Annotated in this window: 14 protein-coding genes; all 14 read right to left on the reverse strand. The window is 42.3% G+C overall.

All coding sequences use genetic code 11. The annotated features are described in order from the left end of the window. Window positions 1-267: 267 nt before the first annotated feature. The gene (locus SSAL8618_RS10925) at window positions 268-6,327 is read right to left on the reverse strand and encodes an accessory Sec-dependent serine-rich glycoprotein adhesin (protein ID WP_080730934.1); all 6,060 of its coding nucleotides are present in this window, start codon (window positions 6,325-6,327) and stop codon (window positions 268-270) included. Between the two features lie 494 nt (window positions 6,328-6,821). Beyond that, window positions 6,822-7,823, reverse strand: coding sequence for a sugar transferase (locus tag SSAL8618_RS07170; RefSeq protein WP_038676442.1), 1,002 nt, complete (start codon window positions 7,821-7,823; stop codon window positions 6,822-6,824). A 38-nt stretch (window positions 7,824-7,861) separates the two neighbouring features. Then, on the reverse strand, window positions 7,862-8,086 hold the full coding sequence (asp5, locus tag SSAL8618_RS07175; protein ID WP_002883546.1) for an accessory Sec system protein Asp5: 225 nt from the start codon (window positions 8,084-8,086) through the stop codon (window positions 7,862-7,864). A gap of 4 nt (window positions 8,087-8,090) precedes the next feature. Continuing rightward, entirely contained in the window at window positions 8,091-8,270 is a 180-nt protein-coding gene (gene asp4, locus SSAL8618_RS07180; protein WP_002883547.1) for an accessory Sec system protein Asp4, read from the reverse strand. Further along, entirely contained in the window at window positions 8,263-9,615 is a 1,353-nt protein-coding gene (gtfB, locus tag SSAL8618_RS07185) for an accessory Sec system glycosylation chaperone GtfB (RefSeq protein ID WP_038676444.1), read from the reverse strand. Before gtfB ends, asp4 begins: the two co-directional genes overlap by 8 nt. Next, window positions 9,612-11,120, reverse strand: coding sequence for an accessory Sec system glycosyltransferase GtfA (gtfA, locus tag SSAL8618_RS07190; protein ID WP_038676446.1), 1,509 nt, complete (start codon window positions 11,118-11,120; stop codon window positions 9,612-9,614). Before gtfA ends, gtfB begins: the two co-directional genes overlap by 4 nt. 12 nt (window positions 11,121-11,132) lie before the next feature. Further along, complete coding sequence (secA2, locus tag SSAL8618_RS07195) at window positions 11,133-13,508, reverse strand: accessory Sec system translocase SecA2 (RefSeq protein WP_038676449.1); 2,376 nt, start codon at window positions 13,506-13,508, stop codon at window positions 11,133-11,135. Continuing rightward, a complete protein-coding gene (gene asp3, locus SSAL8618_RS07200; RefSeq protein ID WP_014634783.1) occupies window positions 13,501-13,947 on the reverse strand; it encodes an accessory Sec system protein Asp3 in 447 nt (148 codons plus the stop codon). The genes secA2 and asp3 overlap by 8 nt, the downstream gene beginning before the upstream one ends. A gap of 2 nt (window positions 13,948-13,949) precedes the next feature. Continuing rightward, window positions 13,950-15,488: an accessory Sec system protein Asp2 gene (gene asp2 / locus SSAL8618_RS07205; protein ID WP_038676452.1), complete on the reverse strand. Its 1,539-nt coding sequence runs from the start codon at window positions 15,486-15,488 to the stop codon at window positions 13,950-13,952. Beyond that, window positions 15,475-17,046: an accessory Sec system protein Asp1 gene (gene asp1 / locus SSAL8618_RS07210; protein ID WP_038676453.1), complete on the reverse strand. Its 1,572-nt coding sequence runs from the start codon at window positions 17,044-17,046 to the stop codon at window positions 15,475-15,477. The genes asp2 and asp1 overlap by 14 nt, the downstream gene beginning before the upstream one ends. 100 nt (window positions 17,047-17,146) lie before the next feature. Continuing rightward, window positions 17,147-18,373, reverse strand: a complete 1,227-nt coding sequence (gene secY2 / locus SSAL8618_RS07215) for an accessory Sec system protein translocase subunit SecY2 (protein WP_022496484.1) — start codon at window positions 18,371-18,373, stop codon at window positions 17,147-17,149. Window positions 18,374-18,467: 94 nt separating this feature from the next. Then, complete coding sequence (locus SSAL8618_RS07220) at window positions 18,468-20,561, reverse strand: glycosyltransferase (RefSeq protein ID WP_038676456.1); 2,094 nt, start codon at window positions 20,559-20,561, stop codon at window positions 18,468-18,470. Between the two features lie 383 nt (window positions 20,562-20,944). Further along, the gene (locus SSAL8618_RS07225) at window positions 20,945-24,124 is read right to left on the reverse strand and encodes an SbcC/MukB-like Walker B domain-containing protein (RefSeq protein ID WP_038676458.1); all 3,180 of its coding nucleotides are present in this window, start codon (window positions 24,122-24,124) and stop codon (window positions 20,945-20,947) included. After that, window positions 24,121-25,329, reverse strand: coding sequence for an exonuclease SbcCD subunit D (locus tag SSAL8618_RS07230; RefSeq protein ID WP_038676460.1), 1,209 nt, complete (start codon window positions 25,327-25,329; stop codon window positions 24,121-24,123). The genes SSAL8618_RS07225 and SSAL8618_RS07230 overlap by 4 nt, the downstream gene beginning before the upstream one ends.

The raw sequence follows: 25,329 nt of genomic DNA on the forward strand, positions 1-25,329 counted from the left end.
GTTGTCTTAAAATTCAAAGTATACTTCTTCCACATCTAAGATTTTAGCTTACTAAACTAAGCCTTTACTCTCTAATACTAAGCCTAAATGAGACTTAGACTAACGTTTAAGACTCCCTCTCTCATTTTCAAACACGACAAAAAGACACATCCCATATCGGAATGTGTCTTTTTTAGAACGAAGCTAATCGGCTTATTCTTACTTAAGAGTAGTTAGTTTTTATTAGGACTAGTCACTCATAAGTTTTAGGGGTAAGTCGAAGGAATATTATTCCTCAGTTTTTTTGCGTTTTGCCGCAAGAGCCAATCCAGATGCAGTTGCAAGCAATCCAAGAGCTGCTGTAGCTGCTACGTTAGACTCTTCACCAGTGTTTGGCAATTGTGCCATTTCTTGTGCAGGTTTAACTGGAGTAGCTTTAGCTGGAGCTTTAGGAGCTGGATCAACTGGTTTACCTGGAGTTGGTTGTTCAGGTTTACCTGGAGTTGGTGTTACTGGTTTTTCTGGAGTTGTATCGACAAGTTTGTAAACGTAAGTTACGTTCTTATCACCTTCGATAACTTTACCAGTCACTGGGTCAGTTGTTGTCAAGTGACCATCACCATCTACAGAACCTACTGGGTAGTTACCTTGTGGTACCAATTCGTAAACTTTACCATCAGCAGTAACAATTGTCTTAGGACGGTTATCAATTACTGTATCGTAATCTTTACCTACTGGTTGACCAAATTCATCTGTTACAGATTGTTTGATAGTGTTACCATTTTCATCTACATAGTGAACGTAAACATTACCCTTAGGTTGTGCTGGTTGTTCTTTGAGTTTGTAGATGTAAGTAACATCTTTACGTCCTTCGATAACTTTACCTGTTGTAGCATCTGATGACTCAAGGTGACCTTGTCCATCAACTTTACCTACTGGGTAGTTACCTGCTGGTACCAATTCGTAAACTTTACCATCAGTTGTTGTGATAGTCTTAGGACGATTGTCAACTACTGTATCGTAGTCTTTATCGACTGGTTGATCTTTTTCATCAACAACTGAAGTCTTGATTGTCTTACCTTCAGTATCTTTATAGTGAACGTGAACGTCACCCTTCACTTCTTTGTAGACGTAAGTGATGATTGAACGTGGTTTTTCAACTTTACCTTTAGTTGGGTCAGATGATTCAAGGTGTCCATCGCCATCAACTTTACCTACTGGGTAGTCACCTTTCGGTACGATCTTGTATGTCTTACCGTCTGGAGTCTTGATTGTCTTAGGTTTTTCACCTTCCTCAGTTGTGTTATATGGAGTATCATATGGTGAGTTTGGTGTGTCTTGACGAGGTTTCTTGATTTCTTTACCTTTTTCGTCTACGTAAGTGATGATTACGTCACCTTCTTTAGGTTTCGTTGGATCTTCTTTAAGTTTGTAGACGTAAGTTACGTTCTTGTCGCCTTCAACAACTTTACCTGTTGTAGCATCATCACCATTCCAGTGACCTTGTTCGTCAACTTTACCTACTGGGTAGTTACCAGCTGGTACCAATTCGTATGTCTTACCTTGGAATTCGATTTCTTTTGGACGGTTGTCAATAACTGTGTCATAGTCTTTATCAACTGGTTGATCTTTTTCATCAGTGACATCGTCTTTAATCTTGTTACCATTGACATCAACATAGTGTACGTAGACATTACCTTTCACTTCTTTATAAACGTAAGTGATTGTTGATTTAGGTTTATCAACTTTACCTTTAATTGGATCAGATGATTCAAGGTGTCCGTCACCGTCAACTTTACCTACTGGGTAATCACCTTTTGGTACGATCTTGTATGTCTTACCATCTGGAGTCTTGATTGTCTTAGGTTTTTCACCTTCCTCAGTTGTGTTATATGGAGTGTCATATGGTGAGTTTGGTGTATCTTGACGTGGTTTTTGGATTTCTTTACCATCATTCTCACGGATGTAAGTGATGATTACTTCACCAACTTTAGGAGTTTCACTTTCAGACATTGATTCTGAAATTGAAGCTGAAGTTGATTCAGAACTTGAAAGTGATTCTGAAACTGAAGTTGAAGTTGATGTAGATTCTGAAAGGCTAGCAGATGCAGAATAGGATTCTGAAGCTGATACTGATTCAGATACAGATGTTGATTCTGAAGAGCTTGCAGACTCTGATGCAGAAACTGAAGCTGATGTGCTTGCTGATTCTGATGCAGATGCTGACTCAGACGCACTTACTGATTCTGATGCAGACGCTGACTCAGACGCACTTACTGATTCTGATGCAGACGCTGACTCAGACGCACTTGCTGAAACTGAATCGCTCAATGAAGCTGATGCTGACTCAGATGACGAAGCTGATTCTGATTCAGAGTTATTTGTAACGATTGAAATTGATTCTGAAATAGAAGCTGAAACAGAGATAGATTCAGAAGTTGAAGTGCTCAACGATGCTGATTGGCTTGCTGATACTGAAGCTGATTCAGATGCTGATGTACTCAACGATGCTGATTGACTTGCTGATACTGAAGCTGATTCAGATGCTGATGTACTCAACGATGCTGATTGACTTGCTGACACTGAAGCTGATGCTGACGCTGACGTACTCAACGATGCTGATTGGCTCGCAGATACTGAAGCTGATGCAGATGCTGATGTACTCAACGATACTGATTGGCTAGCAGATACTGAAGCTGATGCAGATGCTGATGTACTCAACGACGCTGATTGACTTCCTGATACTGAAGCTGATTCAGAACCTGAAGTACTCAACGATGCTGATTGGCTAGCAGATACTGAAGCTGATGCAGAACCTGAAGTACTCAACGATGCTGATTGGCTTCCTGATACTGAAGCTGATGCTGACGCTGATGTACTCAACGATACTGATTGACTTCCTGACACTGAAGCTGATTCAGACGCCGAAGTTTTCAATGATTCTGATTGGCTTGCTGATACTGAAGCTGATTCAACAGCAGATTTGCTCAATGATGCTGAAAGTGATGCACTCAATGATGCTGATTCTGATGTTGATGAGGTTGAACCTGATGTTGAACCTGAAGCACTCAATGATGCTGATTCTGATGTTGATGAGGTTGAACCTGATGTTGAACCTGAAGCTGATTCAGATTTTGATTCTTCTTTAAGTTTGTAGACGTAAGTAACATTCTTATCACCTTCGATAACTTTACCAGTTGTAGCATCATCGCCTGTCCAGTGACCTTGTGAATCAACTTGACCTACTGGATAGTTACCTTCTGGCACCAATTCGTAAACTTTACCATCAGTTGTTGTGATAGTCTTTGGACGATTGTCTACTACTGTATCGTAGTCTTTATCGACTGGTTGTTTATCTTCATCAGTGACATCATCTTTAATCTTATTACCATTGACATCTACATAGTGAACATAAACATTACCTTTAGGTTGTTCTTTAAGTTTGTAGACGTAAGTAACGTTCTTATCACCTTCGATAACTTTACCTGTTGTAGCATCAGTAGACGTAAGGTGACCATCTGAGTCAACTTGACCTACTTTGTAGTTACCTGCTGGTACCAATTCGTATGTCTTACCGTCTTTTTCGATTGTTTGTGGACGGTTATCTACAACTGTATCGTAGTCCTTATCAACCGGTTGATTTTCTTCATCCGTTACAGAAGGCTTCAACTCATTACCTTCTGTATCTACATAGTGAACATAAACGTTACCTTTCACTTCTTTAAGTTTGTAAACATAAGTAACATGTTTATCGCCTTCGATAACTTTACCTGTTGTAGCATCAGTAGACTTAAGGTGACCTTGATCATCTACATCACCAACTGTGTAGTTACCTGCTGGTACCAATTCGTATGTCTTACCTTCGAATTCGATTTCTTGTGGACGATTATCGATTACTGTATCGTAGTCTTTACCAACTGGTTGTTCTTTTTCATCTGTTACAAATGCTTTGATTGTCTTACCTTCAGTATCTACATAGTGAACGTAAACATTACCTTCAGACTTGACAAAGTAATAGTTCACATCAGTTGATGGTTTAACTGCTGATGGAATTGAGTAGTTGTTTGAGAATGAAGAGTAACCTTTCAACTCTGTATAAGTAATGCTTCCATCTGGTTGAGTTACCTTAGATTTTGCAACAATATCAGCATTACGTCCTGCGATCAAGTTCCAAGCGTTGTTTCCTTTACCAGCAGGAGTCAATGAAGGATCTGGAGCACCTGTAAATGGTTTTGCAAATCCTTCAGCAACCTTGGTTTCATCGTGTACGAGGTTTACTTTCTCTGTTGTAGACTGCCAACCAGTAATGACAAGTGATTTGCTTCCAGCAGTTTCGTTAACATCAATATAGTAGTCACCATTTTTGCTGTTTACTCTTGTAACTTTAGTCTCATCAGCCTTCCACTCTTCACCAGCTTTGTTAACTTTACTTGTATAGATGAGTGTGTATTTCGATACATCTTCAGTACCAATATCTGATGTAGCAAAATTGTTCACTTGAGATGGATCAAGGGCGTAGTATTTCGTTACAGTTGAGCCATCAGTATCAACGATTTCAGAAATACGTTTCACATAGTAGTGGTTTGCTCCACCTTGAAGTTCGACAAGTTTTTGTCCAACAACACCCTTACCGATAATACCTGATGTTTTTTGAGTTATATCTGTTGTGGCAGCTACCGGTTTGTAACCGGCAACATCACGATTTCCTGAGGCTGTGAATTGTTGCCCTGCAAGACCTGTTTGAGTATAGCTTGCAAGAACTGTTTCATTTCCAGTTGGTGTGTATGTTTGTCCTTCTGTGTACTTGCTGCTGTCAACAACTCTATAGTAAGTTGTTTGATTAGCTTTAGCATAAGGAACAGAAGTTTGAACGTTTGGCTTGTCTTCACCTTGGTTACCTGGGTAGTTAGTATCACGGATTTGAAGTGTTTCATACTCAAGGTTAGCATTTACCAATGAGAAGGTTACGTTACCTGGATTAGTTCCGTTAGCAGGTGCGTATGTCAAAGTATTAGTTACATCAGAGTTGTTGTTTGTGATGTAGCTTGGAAGAGAGATATTGCTTTCTCCAGCTTTGATGGTACGAGTGTAAACTTCTGATCCATCAGATTTCTTCACAATACGCAAGTAAACATCAGGATTAGCTGAAAGGCTACCAGTGATAGCTGAACGGTCTACTGCAAGAGTAGCATAATAATCAAAGTTTGTTTTAGCTCCAGTAGCGTGGTCAGTTTTAAGGAATTGCCATACACCGAAAGTAAAGCGATCAGCATTTGGATCCAAAGCATAACCAGCTTCATTGAAGGCTGCATCTTCAATCGTTGCACCATTAGCATTTGAAATAACTGGGTTAGTATCTACACTACCAGTAGTGCTTGTTGAGATTGGTGCCAACTGTGCAGTAACTGCTGCAACACCGTTAACTACTGAGTTACCTGTGAAGCCATTGTCAGTGATCTTAGTCATCATGTTGTCAACAGCGTTACCAAGGCGCTCACGTTGTTCTGCGTAAGCAGCGTTTGTTGCTGATGCAGCAAGTAATGTAGTTGATTTAGCAACTTCTTCTTGAACTGTTGCGATAGCAGTTTGGATTTCAGTTTTAGTAGCTGTATCAGTCAACTTAGCTTGGTAATCTTTAGCGATACCTACAAGCAATTCTGCTTCTGAAACGTTTTGATCCAAGATAGTTTTTTCATCTTCTTGAGTAGCTGTTTCTGATGCAGTTGCAGCTGTTGAAGTTGCTGATTCTGAAGCTGAAGTTGATTCTGAATGTGAACCACTGTTGCTTTCAGTGTGTGATTGGCTTTCAGATGTTGAGTTCACTTTGCTAAGTGAAACAGATTCTGAGATGGCTTGTGACAATTCTGCTGATACAGATTGTGATACTGAAACTGAAGCGTCTGTGCTTGCTTGAGCGTCAACTGAAGAGCTTGTAGACTCTTGACTAGCTGATGCTGGAGCTTCTGAAGCTACTGTTTCAGATACTGGAGCAGCGCTCAAGGCAACTGAATCAGAGTTAGCAATGATGTCATGGTTTGTAGTTGCTTGGCTTTCCAAAGCTGATGCAGTTGTTTCTTCGGCTTGAGCAGTGTAAGTTGCTACTGCACCACCTGCCACAGCACCTGCTGCTGCAATCCCTTTAAGAAGGGCTGTACCTGAAAGAAGAGAAGATTTTTCTTCTACATTTTGAACTGTTACTGACGGAGCATCTGCGCCACCTTTAACAACTTTGAAAAGTCCAAAGTTAGATGTTGCAGCACGAAGCCAGTTTTTACCCGATTTGATAAGTTTGAAGCGAGTCACGCGATCAGTTTCACGGAATTCTCCTTCGTTACGTCTAAAAAACATATTTACCTCCTAAAAAATATGAGTTATTTCCTAATCTGGAAATTACATTTTATAATATAACACAAGTTGACTAAAAATTGTTCTTTTTTATCTCATTTTCTTCAAAAAAATGTAAGGTTTTCGCAATTCTGAATTTTCTGTTATTTATCAATAGTGTCTTCTTTGTTTATATGCAAACGGTTAAATTCCCTGATTTTATGCTGTTCGTTTCTATTTTTCTCATTTTTAAGCTGAAAATTCTGGGATTTAAAATTATCCAACAATTCCATTTTTGATAAATTGTCACACAATTACAATCAATTATTTTAGGCGAATTCTTTACATCTGTTAAGCTATTATTGGCTATTTTTTAACATTAATCCTAATTAGAGACAGCTCTTCCTTAAATCCTTAAGTCTAAAGTGAAAACGATTTGAATAATTTATAAAAAGTCAATTTATATGCTCAAAAGTCTACAAAAAAAGAATTACCTTCCGATAATTCTTTTTAGACTATTAACCAAGGGCCATTATAGCAGCAATAAAAAGCTTCTTGATGAAATAACCATTGCTAATGAGGTAGGCAGTGTATTGTGCGTTAGCAACCATCTGGGCATACTGCTCTTCTGTACATTCTTGTACACAACGGTCTGCTTCTTCCAGACTCGAAACGACAAAGCCTAGGCCATGTTCTCTGACATAGTCAGCATTTGAAAGATAGTCAGGCACCACAACTGGCAAGCCTGCAGCTAAATAGGTAGAGAGTTTATAGGAAATATTCAACTTATAGTAATCAAGCTCATCTTCAGATTTTTCTGAATTCCCCCAGACAAGACCAAAACCTCCTTTAGAAAGGTCAAACAAGAGCTCCTGTTTATTACGCCAGCCTTCAAGTTGAATTCTGGAATAATCCTTGTCTTCTTCTTTTTCCGCATAGACATGAAGAGGTGTCTCCTGCTGCCAGTTGAGAATGTGGGGGAAACGAGTTGGATTACCAGCAAAGATGAGCTTCTTTTGGAAGCTTGGTTTGTGCAAGTCAAGGTTATGAGGCAAATCCCAAAGTTCCTGGATAATAATCTTTTTGACCGTTAACCCTTCCTCAATGAGTCGATCACGCATTTGTTCTGATGGAACAACGACGACATCACAAAGATTGTACATCTCAATGTAGTTAGGCATGAGGAAATAATTACTAGGAAACATTATAGGTGGAACATCATGGATGAACATCACAAGTTTGGTTTGCACTGCCCTAAATTTATGAATGAGGCTAGTGTCCCAAGCGACACTATTCCACGACGGCGACTGGAAGAAGACAATATCGCCATAGCTCACTCCTGCCACAATACCATCAAGGCGGGAATTTAATTCACCACTTGACTCCTGGCTATTATCGTAGAAATAGATTGCTAATTCATTGGCACCAAGCTCCTTGGCAATCTTCATGGTATCATTTTGGGCAATCAAGGCCACACTACGTGGGGACTGCCCAAATAAATTCGTAAAATGTACACGCATACATACTTCTTTCTATTATATGGTAGGAAGTCCTCTACTTACTTATAAGAAACAATCATAAAAATAAGTAAGAGGATAAAGAGGGCTATGCTGATAGCCAAGGTCAACATTTTTCGAATCGGTTGGCTAGCCCAATAACTTGGTTTACCGATATTACTCGTGGCATCCGTTGAAAAAATCTGCGTTTGACGCGGTTGGATGGTCACTAGGACGATAAGGGCAACCGAAAGAATCACTGCTAGAACCATAAATACTAACATCATAAGACTACCTCAACAAACCAATAAGGGTGAAGATCAAACCGATGATGATAACAAGTCCGAGCATGATTGAAAAGCTCTTGTTAATCTTCTCTCCTCTGGTTTCTTTTTCTTTTGTGATAGGCTTTTGCTTGAGTTCTTCCATACGGCCTTCAACGTCACCGTAGAATAAATCTTTTTTAGACATGATTTCCTCCTAAAAGTGGTTGTAAACGGTCGGCCAACTCAGAGGCAGTCAAAGTGTTGGCTTGAGCTTTTTGAGCTTGCATGGCCTCTTGCATGGCTTGGTCATTGCCTAGGACCTGCTTAATCTTAGCAACCATGGCTGGATAGTTCTGACTAGCATAGATATGCTCTGGTGCTGTATAGACAGGTCCATGAGCTGTTTCTGAAAAGGCCAAAATCAACAATTGGTGTTCAAAGGCAGTCCGTGTCGCCTTATACAATTCATTATGATGGTTAATGTCCAAGTAGAGGTCAGACTCTTGATAGAGCTTGTCCAACTGCTTGTGACTAGCATTTGGATGGAGCACAACGTTTGAATAACGCATCATTGAAAGCAATCTTGGGGACATCTCAGTGACTGCTGCAATCTGGAAAGTCACATCTGGGAGTGACTCAACCAAGACTTCCAAACGCTCAATTTGGTCTGAATTGGTTGCGATAAAGGCATTACGAGGTTTACCATGATTTTCCTTGAAGTCATAGGCATAGCCAAGAGACAAGATTTTATGATGCTTGTCCTCTGGCGCCAAGGTCAAGGCCTTTTCATAAGTCGCCTTATCAGGAATGATGATGGCATTGGCTCTGGCTGAATTATCTTCCAAGATACCATTCATATTACCTGGAAGGACATCACCCAACGGCTCTTGCCAGACAAGGACATCAGTGGCACCTTGATTTTCCATAGTCCATGAGACGATGAAAGGTGTCGCCAAGCTATTAAAGATAATGTGGTCGATATCACCAAAGACCTGAGCTAGAAAGGCTTTGATAAATTCGGTACGGTTGGCAAAACGACGAAGGGCTTGTCCTGGTAAGGTCAAGAGAATATCACCGGTGAGATGATTTTCCAAGATACGTTCGTCGCCTTCTTTGGTTTGGTAGCTGGTAAAGAGTGCCTGACCATTCTCATCATGAGTGGTCTTGGCAAAGCAGAAACCGTACTTGTTATAGTGGTCCACTTGACGAATTTTACCTGACTTGTCCAACCATTCGACACTTTTGACGATACGAGCCTTGCTACCTTCAGGGAAGGTGATGCGAGCACGTTCTTCAGTGAGGTTAGACACACGCGCCATCTGATTGTTCCCTGAAATTTCCCAAAAGGCTGGCACAGGAACTTGGTTGAAAAAGCGTGGTTTGCCAGTTTCCTCTTCCGCTTCCACATAGTAGGTGAAAGGAGAGAGAGCTCCTTGAGGGAGGAATCCATCTGGATTGATGACAACTGTTGTGGCATCGTAGCCTGCTGCCTGAAGAGAGTAAGCCAAATCCTTACTGGCTTGATTGTAGTAATCACATAAGAATATCATGAGCGTACCTCCTCAAGTAACTGTTTCCAAGCTGCCTTGACTTGGCTAGTCAAGAAGCCTTTGGCAAGGTCATAAGATTTTTGGCGCATGGCCTCGATTTTACCTTCTTCATAGAGACGGACAATGGCATCCTTATAAGACTTGGTGATAACATCTACAACATGATTTTCAGCGACGGGGAGGAGATAACCGTTGGCCCCATCTTGGATAAAGGTTTGATTACCATAAGGAACGTCAAACCCAATCATCGGAAGACCTGAGCCAACCGCCTCCATAAGAGTAAGTCCAAAGCCTTCGCTGGTTGAAGCTGTCAGATAGACCTCGTACTGGCTATAAATGTCAGTTAAATCAGCGTGGCCCATGAGTCGGATATAGTCGCCAGCTTGAGCTTCGACAATAATCTCACGCAACTTGGCATCCATGCTACCACTACCGTAGATATCAAAAGTGATATCAGGCAGAGTCTTATGAACCTCAATCACCGCACGCACCAACCAGTCAATGTGTTTTTCCTGAGCCAAACGTGAGGCCGTAATCATTGAGAATGGCTTACGTGGCTTGTCTTGTCCAACCAATTCAGGCAAACTTCCAACCGGAATGGTGTAAATCTTTGGATTATGGTTGGTGTAGCGACGGAATTGTTCCTGTAAGATTTCCTTCTGACGATCAGTCGCCACGATAAAGAAATCAACCTTGTCCGCATTGGTAAATTGGTACTCGTAATAGTTATTCCAGAGAATGTAGTTGTCATCAGTTTGATTGACACTAAAATGCTCAGCGTGAACAACGACACCTAGGCGAGCAGCCTGTGCTTCTTCAAAGACCAACTGACCAATACCTGTTTCACGGTCCAAAATGACCACATCATCCTTGGTTAGGGCCAGACGTTTGAAGAAATAGCGAAGAAATTCTTGCTTACCATAGAGAACCTGATCTGGGAAACGATAGATATCCTGATTATTGTCTCCTACAATCATGTCATAGGCTGTAGACCCATCTTCGTTATAAAAACGACGTTGGTAAACCTTAGCTTGATTGTCCTTAGGCGCAGAATACTCACTACAATAACGAGTGTAAGAGTAAAAGTCCTTGCGCAAGAGTTTGTCATTGACAAAGTAGCTCACGGTTTCCACAGCATCTTCGTCCATCGCACGAAGGTTACATGCCACCACCATATCATCTTGTGGGTAATGGTAACGAATGAGGCAGCCAGCTACTTCCTTGCGCTCAGGATTGGCAGGTAAGATGGCCTCGATTTCCGCTAGGCTAATGCTCGATGGTGCTATCTTAACATCTGTAAAATAGCTATGGAGCCAGATGATTTCGTCGTCTGCAAAACCAATCTTGCTAGTCATATGCTCGATATTATCTCCAAGGATGAGATCCATAAAGACAAATTTTGCCTCTTGTCCCATTTCCCTGAAAATCTTGGCACGGTAGGCCTGGGCATATTCGACACCACTGCTGGCCCAACCTATGCCTAAATTAATGTTATATACTGTCATAATTTCCTTATTTTATGGGAAATGGCTGATGATATCTCCTTTTTTAGTGACTTGCACCTGACTAAGGAGAAGATTACGAACCATATCCTTTCTGATTTGACGTTTCATGGCTTCAAAGCCCTTGTAAGCCTCTTGGTAGTATTCAACAATCGGGTTCTTTTGACTGAGTTGTTGGCTACCAATAGCCATTTGAAGTTGTTGCAGATAGTCTACCTGCTCCACCCAGTTGTCATCCACAGCCTTAAGCATGGATAGGCGTTGGAAATACTCGTTTAGTTCCTTGGTTTTCAACTCTTGCTTTTTAGCATCAAGTTCACGATAGGCAAACTGGTAGATGAGTTCCAAGACTTGCTCACGATTGTTGAGGTCCAAATCCTTAGGGATTTCATTGATGCGGAAGCTGATATTACGCAAGATAAAGTGGTAAAGATTTTCCGCTTTTGAGAAATCTTCCTCAGCCATAGCCTGGTCGATAAAGTCATCAAGAACCTCGTCGATAACAGTGTCCAAGCCTTGATTGTGATAGATGAGGCGGTCACGTTGCGCATAGATCATCTCACGTTGGATGTTCATACTTTCTGCAAATTCAAGGGTTTGGCGACGTGAGGTACGACCAGAACTTTCACTGGCTTCTTGGGCTTTTTCAACCAATTTACGATACTTACGGCCTGTCAATTCTTTAGGCTCGATGTGATCACTAATGGCGTATTCTTTGTAAGTACGGTGAACCCAAGATGGACCGTATTTTTTAATCACATCATCTTCAAGTGAGACGAAGAATTTAGACATACCAGGGTCACCCTGACGTCCAGAACGGCCACGGATTTGCAGGTCAATACGCTGACTTTCCATACGTTCGGTACCGATAACGACCAAACCACCGAGTTCAGCCACACCCTTACCGAGCTTGATATCTGTTCCACGTCCAGCCATTGACGTCGCAACAGTCACGGCACCCATTTGTCCAGACTCAGCAATCATCTCAGCCTCACGGGGTGCATTATTGGCATTTAGGAGGTTATGAGCAATCCCTTCACGCAAAAGCAAAGAAGAATAAAGCTCTGACATTTCCACCGAACCAACGAAAATCAAGATTGGATTGCCTTTTTCATGATAATGTTTAACATACTCTAAAGAGGCAAAGACCTTCTCTGGTAGGGTCGCATAAATCTTATCTGGGTAATCGATACGTTGTTTCTTACGGTTGGTTGGGATTTGAATAACCTTCATACCGTAGGTATCGAGAAATTCTTTTTCCGCAACCTTACCAGTACCAGTCATCCCTGAAATTTTCTTGAATTTTTTAAAGAGACTTTGGTAGGTGATTGAAGCCATGGCTCTGGTTTCTTGTGACAAGGCCACTAATTCCTTGGCTTCGATGGCTTGGTGGAGGCCACCTTGGAGCTTAGTCAATTCCAAGAGACGACCTGTCGATTTATCAAGAAGTACCACTTCAGGTCCCTTCTTGCCATCACGAATGATATAATCCTTGTCCTTTTTATAGAGCAAGTGGGCACGAAGAGAAAAGAGCAGGTGACGGGCAAAAGTGCTATTTCCCTCATCGTAGAGGTTGCCGATACCAAGGTAATTTTCAGCAGCCTTAGCCCCTTTAGTAGTCAACCAGACTTCACCTTTTTCCTCTTTGAAGATATAGTCCTCACCCTCAACCAAGGTGGTCATAAGCGTATCCATCATCCCATAGTAGTTAGACTGAACACGGGGTGCACCAGAGATAATCAAAGGCGTCTGTGCACTGTCAAGGAGGACAGAATCCACCTCATCGACAATAGCATAGTTAAAGGGACGCATGTATTTTCCGTCTTGGTTAGAAGCAAGGTTATCAATCAAATAGTCAAAGCCTAAGCTAGAATTGGTCGTGTAAACGATGTCTGATTGATAGATAGCACGCTTTTCTGCCGGTTCCATCTCATTGCTGCCTTCCACACAGGGAACACCAATCGTCAAACCTAGGAACTCGTAGACCTGACCCATTTCCTCGGCGTCACGGATAGCCAAGTATTCATTGGTCGTAACCAGGATAGCCCCTTCACCTGACAAGGCATTAAGGTAAACTGGCATGGTAGCCGTCAAAGTCTTACCCTCACCGGTATTCATCTCGGCGATATGGCCTTGGTGCATGACAATGCCTCCCATGACCTGAACATCATAAGGGAACATGCCTAGCACACGCTTATCCGCTTCACGAACAACCGCAAAGGCTTCAGGCAGGAGGTCGTCCAAGCTTTCTCCTTGAGCCAAACGCTCCTTAAATTCCTGCGTTTTATTTTTCAACTCAAGGTTGCTCAAACCTGCCATTTCATCGGCTAGGCCGTTAATTTCCTTGAGTATCTCCTTAACAGGGAGAATAGGATTCAGTTGTTTAAACATGTTCTTCTCCTGTTTCTTCCAGTTTTAAGTTGTAGAAATCTAGCTCTTTGACCCCAGCACTCAAGAGGGAAATACGGTAGGTATAGGCCTCGTGAGGGTATACGAAGGTCATCTGGGTACTCTTTTCAATCAGCTGTTTGATTTCATTGTCATAACGGTCCAAAAAGCTGACTTTCAAAAAGACTGAGCCTGTTGGGACAGCTTCGAGATTGGCCGTCAAATCATAACTGTGCCCCTTTTTCAAAAGTGGGAGGGCAGGCTGAGTACGACCAGCTTGATAGTTTTGGATAGCCACCCAAGACTGGATTTCCGTTCCTGATGGCACCAAAGGATTGTAAAATTGCACAGAACCATCTTGGCGTTTAACAATTTTTGAGCCATACATGTAGGCTTTGTGGTTTAAGCCCCACAAGATTTCTGATTTCTTGTTTCTGAACATTCTTACTCCTTCCTTCCAAAATCATTTTCTAAAATCATACGGTAAAAATTAACAAACCAAGTTGTCGCCGTATAAGAATCATCGTTGTGTCGACCTGACGTTCCCTTGCTGAGAATCTTAGCCCCTGAGTAATAGAGAGACTTGGTAATGTCCTCGTAGGCCGTCGGATCCATATCCTCGTCTTTCATGTAGGAAAGACCAAAAGTTGTATTTGAGAAGTCTGCTTTTTCAAATTTATCCCAGAACTTCTGATTAAGGGCCTCGACACCTTCATTATCCAACCGTCCTGTCTGCAAATGCAAGACATCAATTCCTGTTGGGAAAACCTCTGGCGCCAAGAGTCTGGCACGATTACCGATAGTACCAACATTGGCTAGAGGCTTAGACATAATGATGGCATGAGGCTCAAAGTCCGCACCGTAGTACATAGATGGAAAGGTTCCCATGGACATTCCTGAGAGAATGAGCTGACTATTGTCAAAGCCTAGATAGTCCAAGTAATGTTGGATGGTGTCTTTGATGCTATTTTCAAGTTCTTCAGTTCCCATATAGAAGGCTCCCCCTTGGAGACGAGGGTCCGAAAAGAGCAAGAATGGCGTTCCCATCCCCTTCATCATTCCGAAACCTTCGAAACCTTCGGCAGGACGGAAACCTGAGAAGTAAACTGACAAAGGTGGTTTGAAGTCACCAGGATAAAAGAAATAGTTGATTTCCTGACGCTTGCTATCGTGGAGAATTCCACCACCAAGTACAAATTTCCCGAATTGGAAACGGGTCAAACGTTGGTGAAGCCCACCAATTGTAATCTGACCTTGGCCTTTCATCTCAAGACTAGCAGACAGGAGGAAGGTCGTGTCCTCATCGAGGACGATAGCTCCCTTGCGCATTTCTTCTTCTGAAACGATATAGGTCTTGAAAATACCTGCGACCGATCCTTCTGGCAAAAGATTAAGAATCAAGCGACACTCACAAGTCTCCTCTTTTTCAAACTCCAACCAAAGCTCGATAGGATTTTCCTTGCTGGCTCTGACATTATAGGTCCAGTCCAAGACAGGGCTGAAATCTTGACCATAATCACCATTTAAAATGACATTTTCATAACCATGGTAGGTCACTTGGCCAGTAAAATTGGGGTTAACCTGGGTCGTGAACGGAAACATCTTATCCCCGTATTGCCCTGAAAAGAGTGCTTTTGAAAGGGTAAAGAGCAACTGTCCTTGATTTGAAAAATCAGTCGGCACAGCACACATTTCCTTGATGAACTGAGCTAGAATCTCATCTGACACTTCAATCGTTTGATCAAAGAAAATAGTGTGAGGAATCAAATGCTCTTTAATAGCCATCAATTCCTCAAGACCTGCAAGACTGTCCACAATGACAGCTGTGAAAGTCTTGATTTCGTCTTCTTCGATGGTTTCTTGCAAGGTCTCAAGCTGACCAAGATTGCAATAATACCATTTCATATTTTCAGGAATTTCCTGAATTTCTGACCAGTTGGATGGTCCAACTTGTAGTATTTTCAGGCGATTATCCTTGGTCATTCTGCTCCTCCTTCAACCAATTTTCCCATTTTTGTACCAAACGGTCTCCTGTGTTTTCCTTGATTTTCTCAATTGAGTAGATAAGGGAACGGTTCCAGTTGTTCAACTGTCCCAAATAGTAGTAAGCCCCTTTTTCAAAATCGGACAAGTGCTTCAAGATATAACCATTTTCTTGGTGGGTCACATACTCAGATGCCACACGGTTAATTTGTGGAATACCAGCACTAATCCCTGCAATTTGTGTATAACGATTAGGCTCCTTGCTCAAGTCGACAATGAGTCGTGTAAACTGAAGGGCCTTAATAAGGGCAGTCTCGTCACGCAGGTCTTGGAAAGAAAATCGGCTTACGATTTCATTATTTTCTTCCAATTTATTTTCTGCACCACTACTTTCGACAACCTCTTCAAAGACTTCTGGACTCAATCGTTCTTCAATCATTCTTTCCACTTGATTTTGCAGGCTAGCAAGTTGCTCTGGATTGGCATTAAAAGCCCCAAACTCAACCTGTGTCTTAGGATACTTAGCCACAAAAGCCAAGACCTGATAAACCGCCTCTAAATCCAATTGGTCAAAGTCAACCTGATAAAAGATCTTAGATTCTTTGACACGTTGACTGGTTCCCAAAGCCAAGCGGGTATCGAAGGAAGCCATGTGTTTGAGTTTCTTAGCCTCTTCTGGATAGGCAACCTGAAGTTGTTCTAAGTAATCGTAACGGTCAGCAATCAACAAGTCCACTTGTGGCAGAAAGGCTGCATAGGTGTCAATACTATCGTCCTGATTACGTTCTGCGAACCAAGTCAAAATCTTAGTGTTGGCTGCTGGCAAGTGGTCAAAGAGGTGTTTGTTATGGCGTAAATCTGAGGCGATAACAAAGCGGTCATCCGCTTCTACCTTTTCTTCCAAGAATTTAGTCAAAAATTCCCAGATAACTTCTGAAAGGTCACCATAGTAACTCTTATTAAAACGACCTTCCGTACGAGGGTTGGCTACAATCCCACGACCATCAAAGAAATGACAAAGCTGCCAAACTCCCTTGGCATTGAGGTAGTTTCGATAGCTTGGTTGTCCGTCTTCATAATAAAGACTACTTGAAATAAAACCGCGGTCATCATAGATGTCTTCGCGAATGATTTGCTCATCCTTATAGTAGCGAATCATGCCAATAAAGCCTTCTGAACCGAACTCAATCTCGGCATAACGCTTGTGTTGGCATTGCACCACGATAGCAAATGGTGTGTGAACAAAGGTAGAGCCTTCTGGCCATTCCAAATCTGTCACCTGAAGGTTTTTCATTTCTTCATCAGTGATACCCTGAATCAAGTCAAAAATAGCCGTATAACCAACTTCCAAGACATCATGACGATGTAGGAAATAACGCAAATGCGGTTGGTAGGCCAAAAGCAAAAGCTGAGGAGCTAAATCCTCATCCTGAAAAATACGAACTTGGTGCAAGCTGTCATCAAATTCGATTTTTTGGCGGATACGGTACCAAGGATCAATGACCGTCTTCCAAAATTCGTCCGTCTGTCCATACCAAGCTGGAATAAAATAATACATGAGTTCTCCTTCATTGTCTTTTCATCACAATACTTGAGATTGAGGGGCAGACCGATCACGCATCACCAGCCTGCCTCTCAACCCCACGAGGGGTGAGAGTTTATACATTTTCAAAAAGTGGGGTGTAGGAAGTGTTAAGCTTCAAGGCTTTCATTTCCTCGTTAACATTGTAAATCATACCGCTAAAAATCAAGAAAGTCCCAGGAATCATACTCAGTTGCAGGTAATCTGGATTAACTAAGATAATCAGCATTGGAGCACCCGCCATAAAGAGCATGTAAAGGGCACCGATGAAACCAAGTCTAAGCACCAAATGGTTGATATAGGCACTGGTTTCTTGGCCTGGATAAACGCCATAAATGTACTCACCTGACTTGCGCATACGCTCAGAGATTTGCTCACCAGAGACATTAACAAAGGCAAAAGCTAACCCTAGAACGAAGAGCATGACCAGATAAACAACCAACCAAAGAGGTTGACCGACCGTCAAGGCCTTGATAGCACCACTGGTCCACTTGTTTTCAGGATGGATAAATTGAATCAGCATAAAGACGTACTGCGGAATGCTGACTAGGGACATGGCATACATGAAAGGCATCCCTCCGGCTGGATTCAACATAATATCCAAGTAAGAATACTGTTTGAAGCGGTTATGAATATTGATTTTATTGATTGAGATACGATATCTAGCCCTCTGCACAACCCCTGAAACATAGAGGAATACCAAACTGAACAGAATCAGAGGAAGCAAGACATTCCAACCAATACCTAATTTTTCAATACTATCCATGATTTGATAAGGCAGGTTGGCCATCATACTTGCCATCAAGATGACAATGGAGCCCCCAATCCCAAAGAGGGAGTTGAGGTCTGATAACCAAACCAAGAAAAAGGTCCCCGCAATCAATAAAATGGTATTCATGAAAATAGCGAGACTAGCATTAACCCCTGAAACGATAGGTAAATTCAAGGATACTGCCAAAGATTGAACAATGGCAATCCCCAGGGCTAAATACATGCGTCTACGGTCCTGAATCTCAATAGGGAGATTTTTCAAACCCATTTTCTTAGAGAAAGAAAACATCTGCCAGAGAATCATGGCCGACATCCAGGGCGACAAGCCCACTGAAAAAAGAGACATGGACCTGAGGTTTCCACCCATCATGGCACTAGAGAAAGCCAAGGAACCGATGGTTCCCCCAAAGATATTTGCATTTTTCAAATCTACAAACGGTAGAACCAATTGATTTCCCAAACAATAAATAAAGAGGAAAAAGAGGGTCCATAAGACACGTTTGGTGATTATCGATTGACTAATTTTTTTCACTATTACTCCTATTTCCTGCCCATAGACAGGCTGATGTTATTTCGATTGAAACGAGACAGAGACGCCATTTCAGCCTACTTATCCAAACAAATGATTACAGGCTCTTCTTACGCATTTGACGAATGGTCTCAGCCATCTCTTTCCAACGATCTCTTGAGTAGGTTTGTTGGTTATGCTTGGTTGACTTGAGGTCCTCAAACCCTAAAATTGGTTTATTTTCAAACCTAAAGGCATCAAGAATTTCTACTACCTTTCTTCCTGGATTGATATCCAAAAGCAAGTCGCTTGTTCGTACCAATTCCAAATCTAGCCCATTTAAACCTGCAATGGCTGAGTAAACCGTCACATTTGGATAGGTAATCAATTGGGCCAGTTTATCCGTCACATGCTGGCGAGAGACTATTTTAAACTGTACCTTAGGAAGAGCCGAGATAAGATCCGTCAAATGCGGGATTTCCGAAATGTTGGTGTAGACCAAACAAGTGAATGGACGGCCCTTAGGATAAATCATATCCTCTGAAAGTGGCAATAAAGCAGCATTCTCAGCGACCCCTGACCAATCCATTTGAGCATAGAACCACCAGACCTCACGATAGGCTTGGCAGGCTAAAGGCAACCAAGGCTTACGATGTGAGGCATAATGCAGAACTTTAGGATAATCTTGACCATTTGGCAAATGGAAGCCAGCTAGACTGGACTTGGTGACCGCATAATTGTTATCAAAAGACAAAGGCAACCAGTTGTTACGGAAGACCATATTTAGAATGGACTGCTCGGCAAATGGTACCTTGTCATGCCATTCGCTGGTCATGTCAATCAAGTGGCGTCTCATATTGTACTGTTTCCAATAAGCTGTATCAATCACCATGAAACCTGCATCAAACATTGCCTGACGGTCTTGAACCTGAATGGCATAATCACGCACAGCAGCCAAAGGGCGACCTTGTAAATCAAGGGTAAAGAGATCTTCTAGAGAACCTGTAACCACCATGTCACTATCCAAATAAAGGGCCCGTTCCTCAGACACAAAGTCCGCCACAAAATAGCGAAGATAGCTTGCATAGTTGCTATTAGTCTTGTATTGCTTGATATGACTACTATCCACACGACAGTTAATCACTTCACTACCAAAGGCAGCCAAATGACGGTTTAGTCCTCTAAACCACTCTTGAGAGAAATCATCGTTAATCAAGTAAAAACGAATGTTGCGATGATGGAAAACGATGGATTTGATGGTCGTAAGCACTTGGTCAACATAAGTATAGTTAGCCGCAAGAACAATAGCACGCTTTTTAGTCTCATAACGTTGAGGAGCTAAACTCAAGACCTGGAATTTCTCCTGAATGGAGCGGTAGGCATCAGAATCCGTGAGACCTTGCTCCTCCACATTTTTCAAGCAAGCCTCTAGCATCTGACGGTAGGTGACCATGTATTTCTCCAGAGGGAAACCATGACTAGCAACAATAGCCAAGCGTTCTTCCATGGCATAAACCAAGGTCATCATCCAGTCTTGCATCCAAGTCGCTGATGGCATCTCTGGACTCTCACGATATACATAAAGTCCCTTGTTGAGATATACCGTGCGCTCACTCATGAGATAGGCTTTAAGGTTGAAAAAGCCATCCTCCCCTGCATGCTCTTTTGGAAAAAGCAAGTCATTAAACAAAGAACGTTTGTAGAGTTTGCCTGTTGCAGAAATCAGAGCGATGTTAATGTTATTGGTTTCTTCAAAGAGACCATCAATAATCTGAGCCGGTGAATAAACCTGCTCATAATAATCTTCATCCTTGATATAAAAATAAAAGAGATCTTCCGATTCCTTATATACACTGTAATTGGCCACTGCGATATCCGCCTTGTGAGATTGAAGCGCCTTATAAAGCTCCTCTAGATAGGTTGGCTCTACCCAATCCTCAGCATCCACGTAGGTGACGTAAGCTCCCTTAGCCTGACGAATACCAATATGGCGAGCATCTGAAAGCCCTCCATTATCCTTTTTAAAATAGAGGATACGAGAATCCCTAGCAGCATAACTACGGCAAATGGCATCACTATTATCTATTGAGCCATAATTGATGAGAATAATTTCAAGATTTTGATAGGTCTGACCCAAAACACTGTCTAAACAGGTCTGGAGTTGATTTTCTACATTGTAAACGGGAATAATTACGGAAATTTTTTCTGTCATTTTTTATTTCTTATTTTTTCTAGCTAATACATTTTTTATTTTCCTGTCTCAAACTTTCATAAGATAGCAAGGAACAGTCTAAGAATCTGACAAGCATTTTACGGTCACAAGATATAAAGATCGTAAACACATTCTATACACTTTTTCCTTGATTTTATCGAGACTTAACCATATTAAATTATAACATAGTATCACTTAATTTTCTAATAGATTAACTTTTTTATGAGGAATTTTTTTCAAATAAATTTCCTTTTGTTTTCAGAAAAAACTGATAGTTAGGAAGATTGAAATAAGCGGATAGAAAAAGAGATAGCCCCGATGAGAAACTATCTCTTAGAATAATTAAAACGTTTTGACGAGAGTTCTTAACCCCTTGACTTCTCTTACCCTTTATCCACAATCTTAATACGGCTACTGCCATCATGTGACTTAATGATAGCTAGTTGCTGAGCGATACCTTCTTTCATGTCGTCCACGTGGCTGATGACACCGACCATGCGATTTTCACCGATTTGTTCTAGGACAGAGATAGCCTTGGTGAGGGCTTCCTTGTCTAGCGACCCGAAACCTTCGTCGATGAAGAGAGCTTCAACAACAGCACCCTTGCTGGTATTTTGCACCACCTCTGAGAGGGATAGGGCAATAGCCAGTGCAGCGATAAAGGTTTCTCCTCCAGACAAGGATTTGACGGAACGCTCGCTACCTGTCAGCTGGTCATAGACGTTGATGTCCAAACCAAAGTGATCACGCGCCCTACGCCCTTCTTCACTCAGAACAAAGGAATAGCGGTTATCTGTTAAGAGACCGATGTAGTTAGCATTGGCATAGTCCAAGATTTGTTGGAAATACTGACGGATAACATAGACTTCAAGATTGAGTCGCCCAGTGAGAGCCGTATTTTCTCCCTTAACCACCTTGACCAAATCACTGAGTTCTTGGTGAGCTTTAAAGGCCTCTTGATTACTGTCTTGAAGGGTTTTGGCCGCTTGGTAGGTAGCCGTCGCATCCTTAAGCCCCTGCTCCATGACAGAAACCTGAGCCAGTTGCTTATCATAGCTCTCCTGACTAGCCTCTACTGCTTGTGTTAGATTGCCAAGGTCCGGCTTTTCTTGGTCTTTGATAAGCTCTTGCCCCTTGACAATCTGCGCCTTCAACTCTTGTTTAAGAGTTTGGTAGCTTGTCAATTGAGCCTGGAGCTCAGGAATCGCTTGCTTGTTCACCTCAAGAAGCCAAAGCTGGATTTGCTCTAGGTCATTGGTGAGGGCCCCTTCAGCCATAAGACTTTGGTCTAGTTCAGCCGATAAACGCTTAGTTTCTTGGCTAGCATTTTCTTTAGACTTGGTTAAGCTCTCAAGTTGCCCCCTGATTCCTTGAATGTCGGCATGAAGTTGGTTGTAGGCTTCACTATTTTCCTTGACTTGCTTATTGTAGAGGTCCAACTCCTGCTTTGCTAGGGAAATACGTTCTTGATAAACTTCAACAGATTCAAGCTCTTGATGAGCTTCTTGTAACTCCTTAAGACGTTCCTTAGCTTGGTCAAGCGCCGCCTTAGCCTCTTGATAGGCTTTAGCCAAATCTATCGATTTTTCCTGAACCTTGGCTAACTCATCTTGATAATGGAGACGATCTGCCTCTTCCTTATCATAGCGTTTGTGTAGCTCTTGATAATACTGTTCAACCTTTCGGAGTATGGTTTGTCCACAGTCTGCTTCATAGTCCTCAGCAAAATCAAAATCAAATTGTCCCTTAACTTGCTCTTGGAGTTCTAGATAGTGTTTTTCAAGAGTTAACTTGACTTTAGCTACTTGGTCAAGCAAATCTTGACGTTTAGATTCAACCTCGCTCAAGGTAGCCTGACGATTTGACAAGGTAGCTACTTGCCTTTCTTTTTGAGCTTGAAGTTCCTCCACCTGATTCATGAGATCCTTCAAGGCCGCTTCATTCGCCTGTGTCCCATCGACCTTAGGATGGTCAATGGAACCACAAACCATACATGGCTGTCCATCCTCTAATTCTGCCTGCAACTGGGCAATCATAAGTTGACGACGTGAAGCTAAAGTGGTTGCTAACTGGTCTTCCAATTCCTTGAGACTTTCTTGAGCTTGGTCAATATCCAAAGATAACCCTTGTTGACGTTTTTCCGTCTTGGCCAACTCCTGCTTCAAGTCCTCTATTTCTTTCAGGTCCTGAGCCAGTTGATTATCCACACTGTAACCCACAGACTGGAGGAGTTTTTCGGCTTCATGCAAGCTATCTAAACTTAGGCGATTGGCCTCCAAATCTGACAAGGACTTGTTAAGAGTCTCAATCTTTTTCGACGCCTGTTGATAGGTTTCTTCCAACTGCTTGTAGTTAGTACGTGAATGTTTGATTTTCTCCTGCTCTCGGACGAGACTCTGAGCATAGATAATATCCTCTTTCCAAGTTTCAAGCTCCTCTTCTTTTTGAAGAGAGTCCTTAGATTGAGCTGCGAGTGCCTCTTTTTGAGCCTTAACTCCCTCAAAAGCCTGCTGCTTTTCACTCAATTCTTCCTGAGCGATTTCAAGATCTTGCTCTAATTGCAACAACTGTTTCTGATATTGTTTGAGGCTACTAATAGTTTCTTGCAACCCTTGGGCAAACTGCAATTCCTCCAGATGCGCTTTTGCCTCTGCCTGTTCCTGAGCACCTTCCTCAATTTCCAGACGGTAACGTTCCTTGGCTTGCTTCAATTCTTGGAAACTCTTTGACAAATCTTGGGCAGTTTGCAAGCTCTTCTGCAGTTTAACCAAATCCTCATGGGCATCCTTCAAGATGCTTTTTTGCTCCGTAAGACTTTCTTGACGCTGAGACAAAAGCTCTTCAAGGCGTGCCAATTTTTCAGAGGCTGGCGTTTGGGCCAAGACGGCTAATTCCTCCTCAGACCACACCTGACTAGCAAAATGGCCATCTAGCTGAGCTTGACGCTTATCCATATCCTTATTGCTCTGACGAAGACGCTCTTCCAAGCTCTTTTGAAAACGGTCAAAAATACCCGTTCCAAAGATTTTCTTTAAAATCTGAGTCTTGGTCTTGGAATCTTCTTTCAAGAAACGGCTAAAATCATTTTGCGGAAGGAGAATAATCTGTTTGAACTGCTCAGCATTGAGCCCCAAAATCTGCTCAATCTGGTCACTCACTTCCTTGATCTTATCCCCAAGCTTTTCAATTTCCTGACCACCAATCTTATCCACAATGACTAGAGAAGCCGTTGCCTTTTGCATGGTCGTGCCACCACCTCGCTTGGCTCTCTCCTGCTGGAGCACTCGCTCAATGCGATAAAGATGCTTGCCTTGTTGGAAATAAAAGGTTACCTTGGTCAAGTCATCCTCTGGACCAGCGAAGGTTGACCGCATCTCCTCAACATTGCGGTCGCCACTGGTTGTGGCAAACAAGGCAACCGTCATGGCATCAAAGAGGGTACTCTTACCAGCCCCCGTGTCCCCACCAATCAAAAAGAGGGGAGCGTGGTCAAACTGGGTGAAATTGATGACTTCCTTACGATAAGGTCCAAAATTGGTCAATTCTAACTGAACTGGTCTCATTGTCCACTCCTTCCAATCTCCTCAAAAATACTTTCCACAAGAGCAGTTTGTCTCTCAGACAAGACATCGCCCCCAGTCACTGTCTGGTAAAAATCAGAGACAATTTCCTGAGGCGACTGCATTTCCAAATCTTTTAAGTGCTGATCTACAGTCAAGCTTTCTTCCCTGACATCACCCAAACGACTGAAAGTGATTTCTACAATGTCTGTCCCATAAATCTCTTCCAGACGGGCACGCACATTGATTCCCTCTAATTCCTTACGACTGGACAATTGAATATCAAAGGCAAACCAAGCCTTTTGACAAGGCTGCTCCTTATAAAATTCAGGTAACATCAAGGTTTCAAAAGGCTCCTGCAAGGCCACAATCGGCCGTCTGACCTCTAAAGGATGGAAGGTCTGAGACAAGTCTCCAGTTGCATCCAATTCAAGAATATAGACACCCTTTTCTTCCTTACGCTTGGCTTCTTTGACGTTAAAGGCGACCGGACTGCCTGAATATTGCACGCGCTGGCTCGGACTGGCAAAACGCGTATGGATATGCCCTAAGGCCACATAATCGAAAGCCTTGAAAAGGTCACTGGTCACATTGGTAAGACCACCTACCGTATTGCTGGTTTCAGACAACATCAATTCCCGTAGACTTTGACCATCGCTATCATCCTTCTTAGAAACTGCAAAATGCGTCACCAAAATATGGGCCTTGTCAGGATCAAAAGCTTTTTCCATATCCTCGAGAATATAGGCCAAGGCATCACCAATCCCCTGAATTTCCTTATTCTCATCGTCCTTATAATAAATACGGGCATCAATAGGATCGATAAAGGGAAGCAGGAAAATCTGGCAAGCCTCCAACTCAATAGGCTCAAAAGCCTCCTCCAAACGTGTGCTCAAATGAAAGCCCTGAGGTTGAAAGAAGTCACGCCCAAAATGCAAACGTTCCGCACCATCGTGGTTGCCACTGATAGCATAGACAGGAATCTGCTCCTCCAAGACCAAACGCGCTAAAGTCTTATTAAAAAGTTTAATGGCATCCACAGGCGGCACCGCACGGTCATAGAGGTCTCCCGCAATGATGACCCCATCCACCTGTTCAGAAATAGCCAAATCCACTATCTGTTGAAAGGCCCACTCCTGCTCCTCCAACAAAGACCAGCCATTGAGGGTTCGCCCCACATGCCAATCTGACGTATGTAAAAACTTCAT

Source organism: Streptococcus salivarius, assembly GCF_000785515.1.
In the GTDB taxonomy this organism is placed as follows: Bacteria; Bacillota; Bacilli; order Lactobacillales; family Streptococcaceae; genus Streptococcus; species Streptococcus salivarius.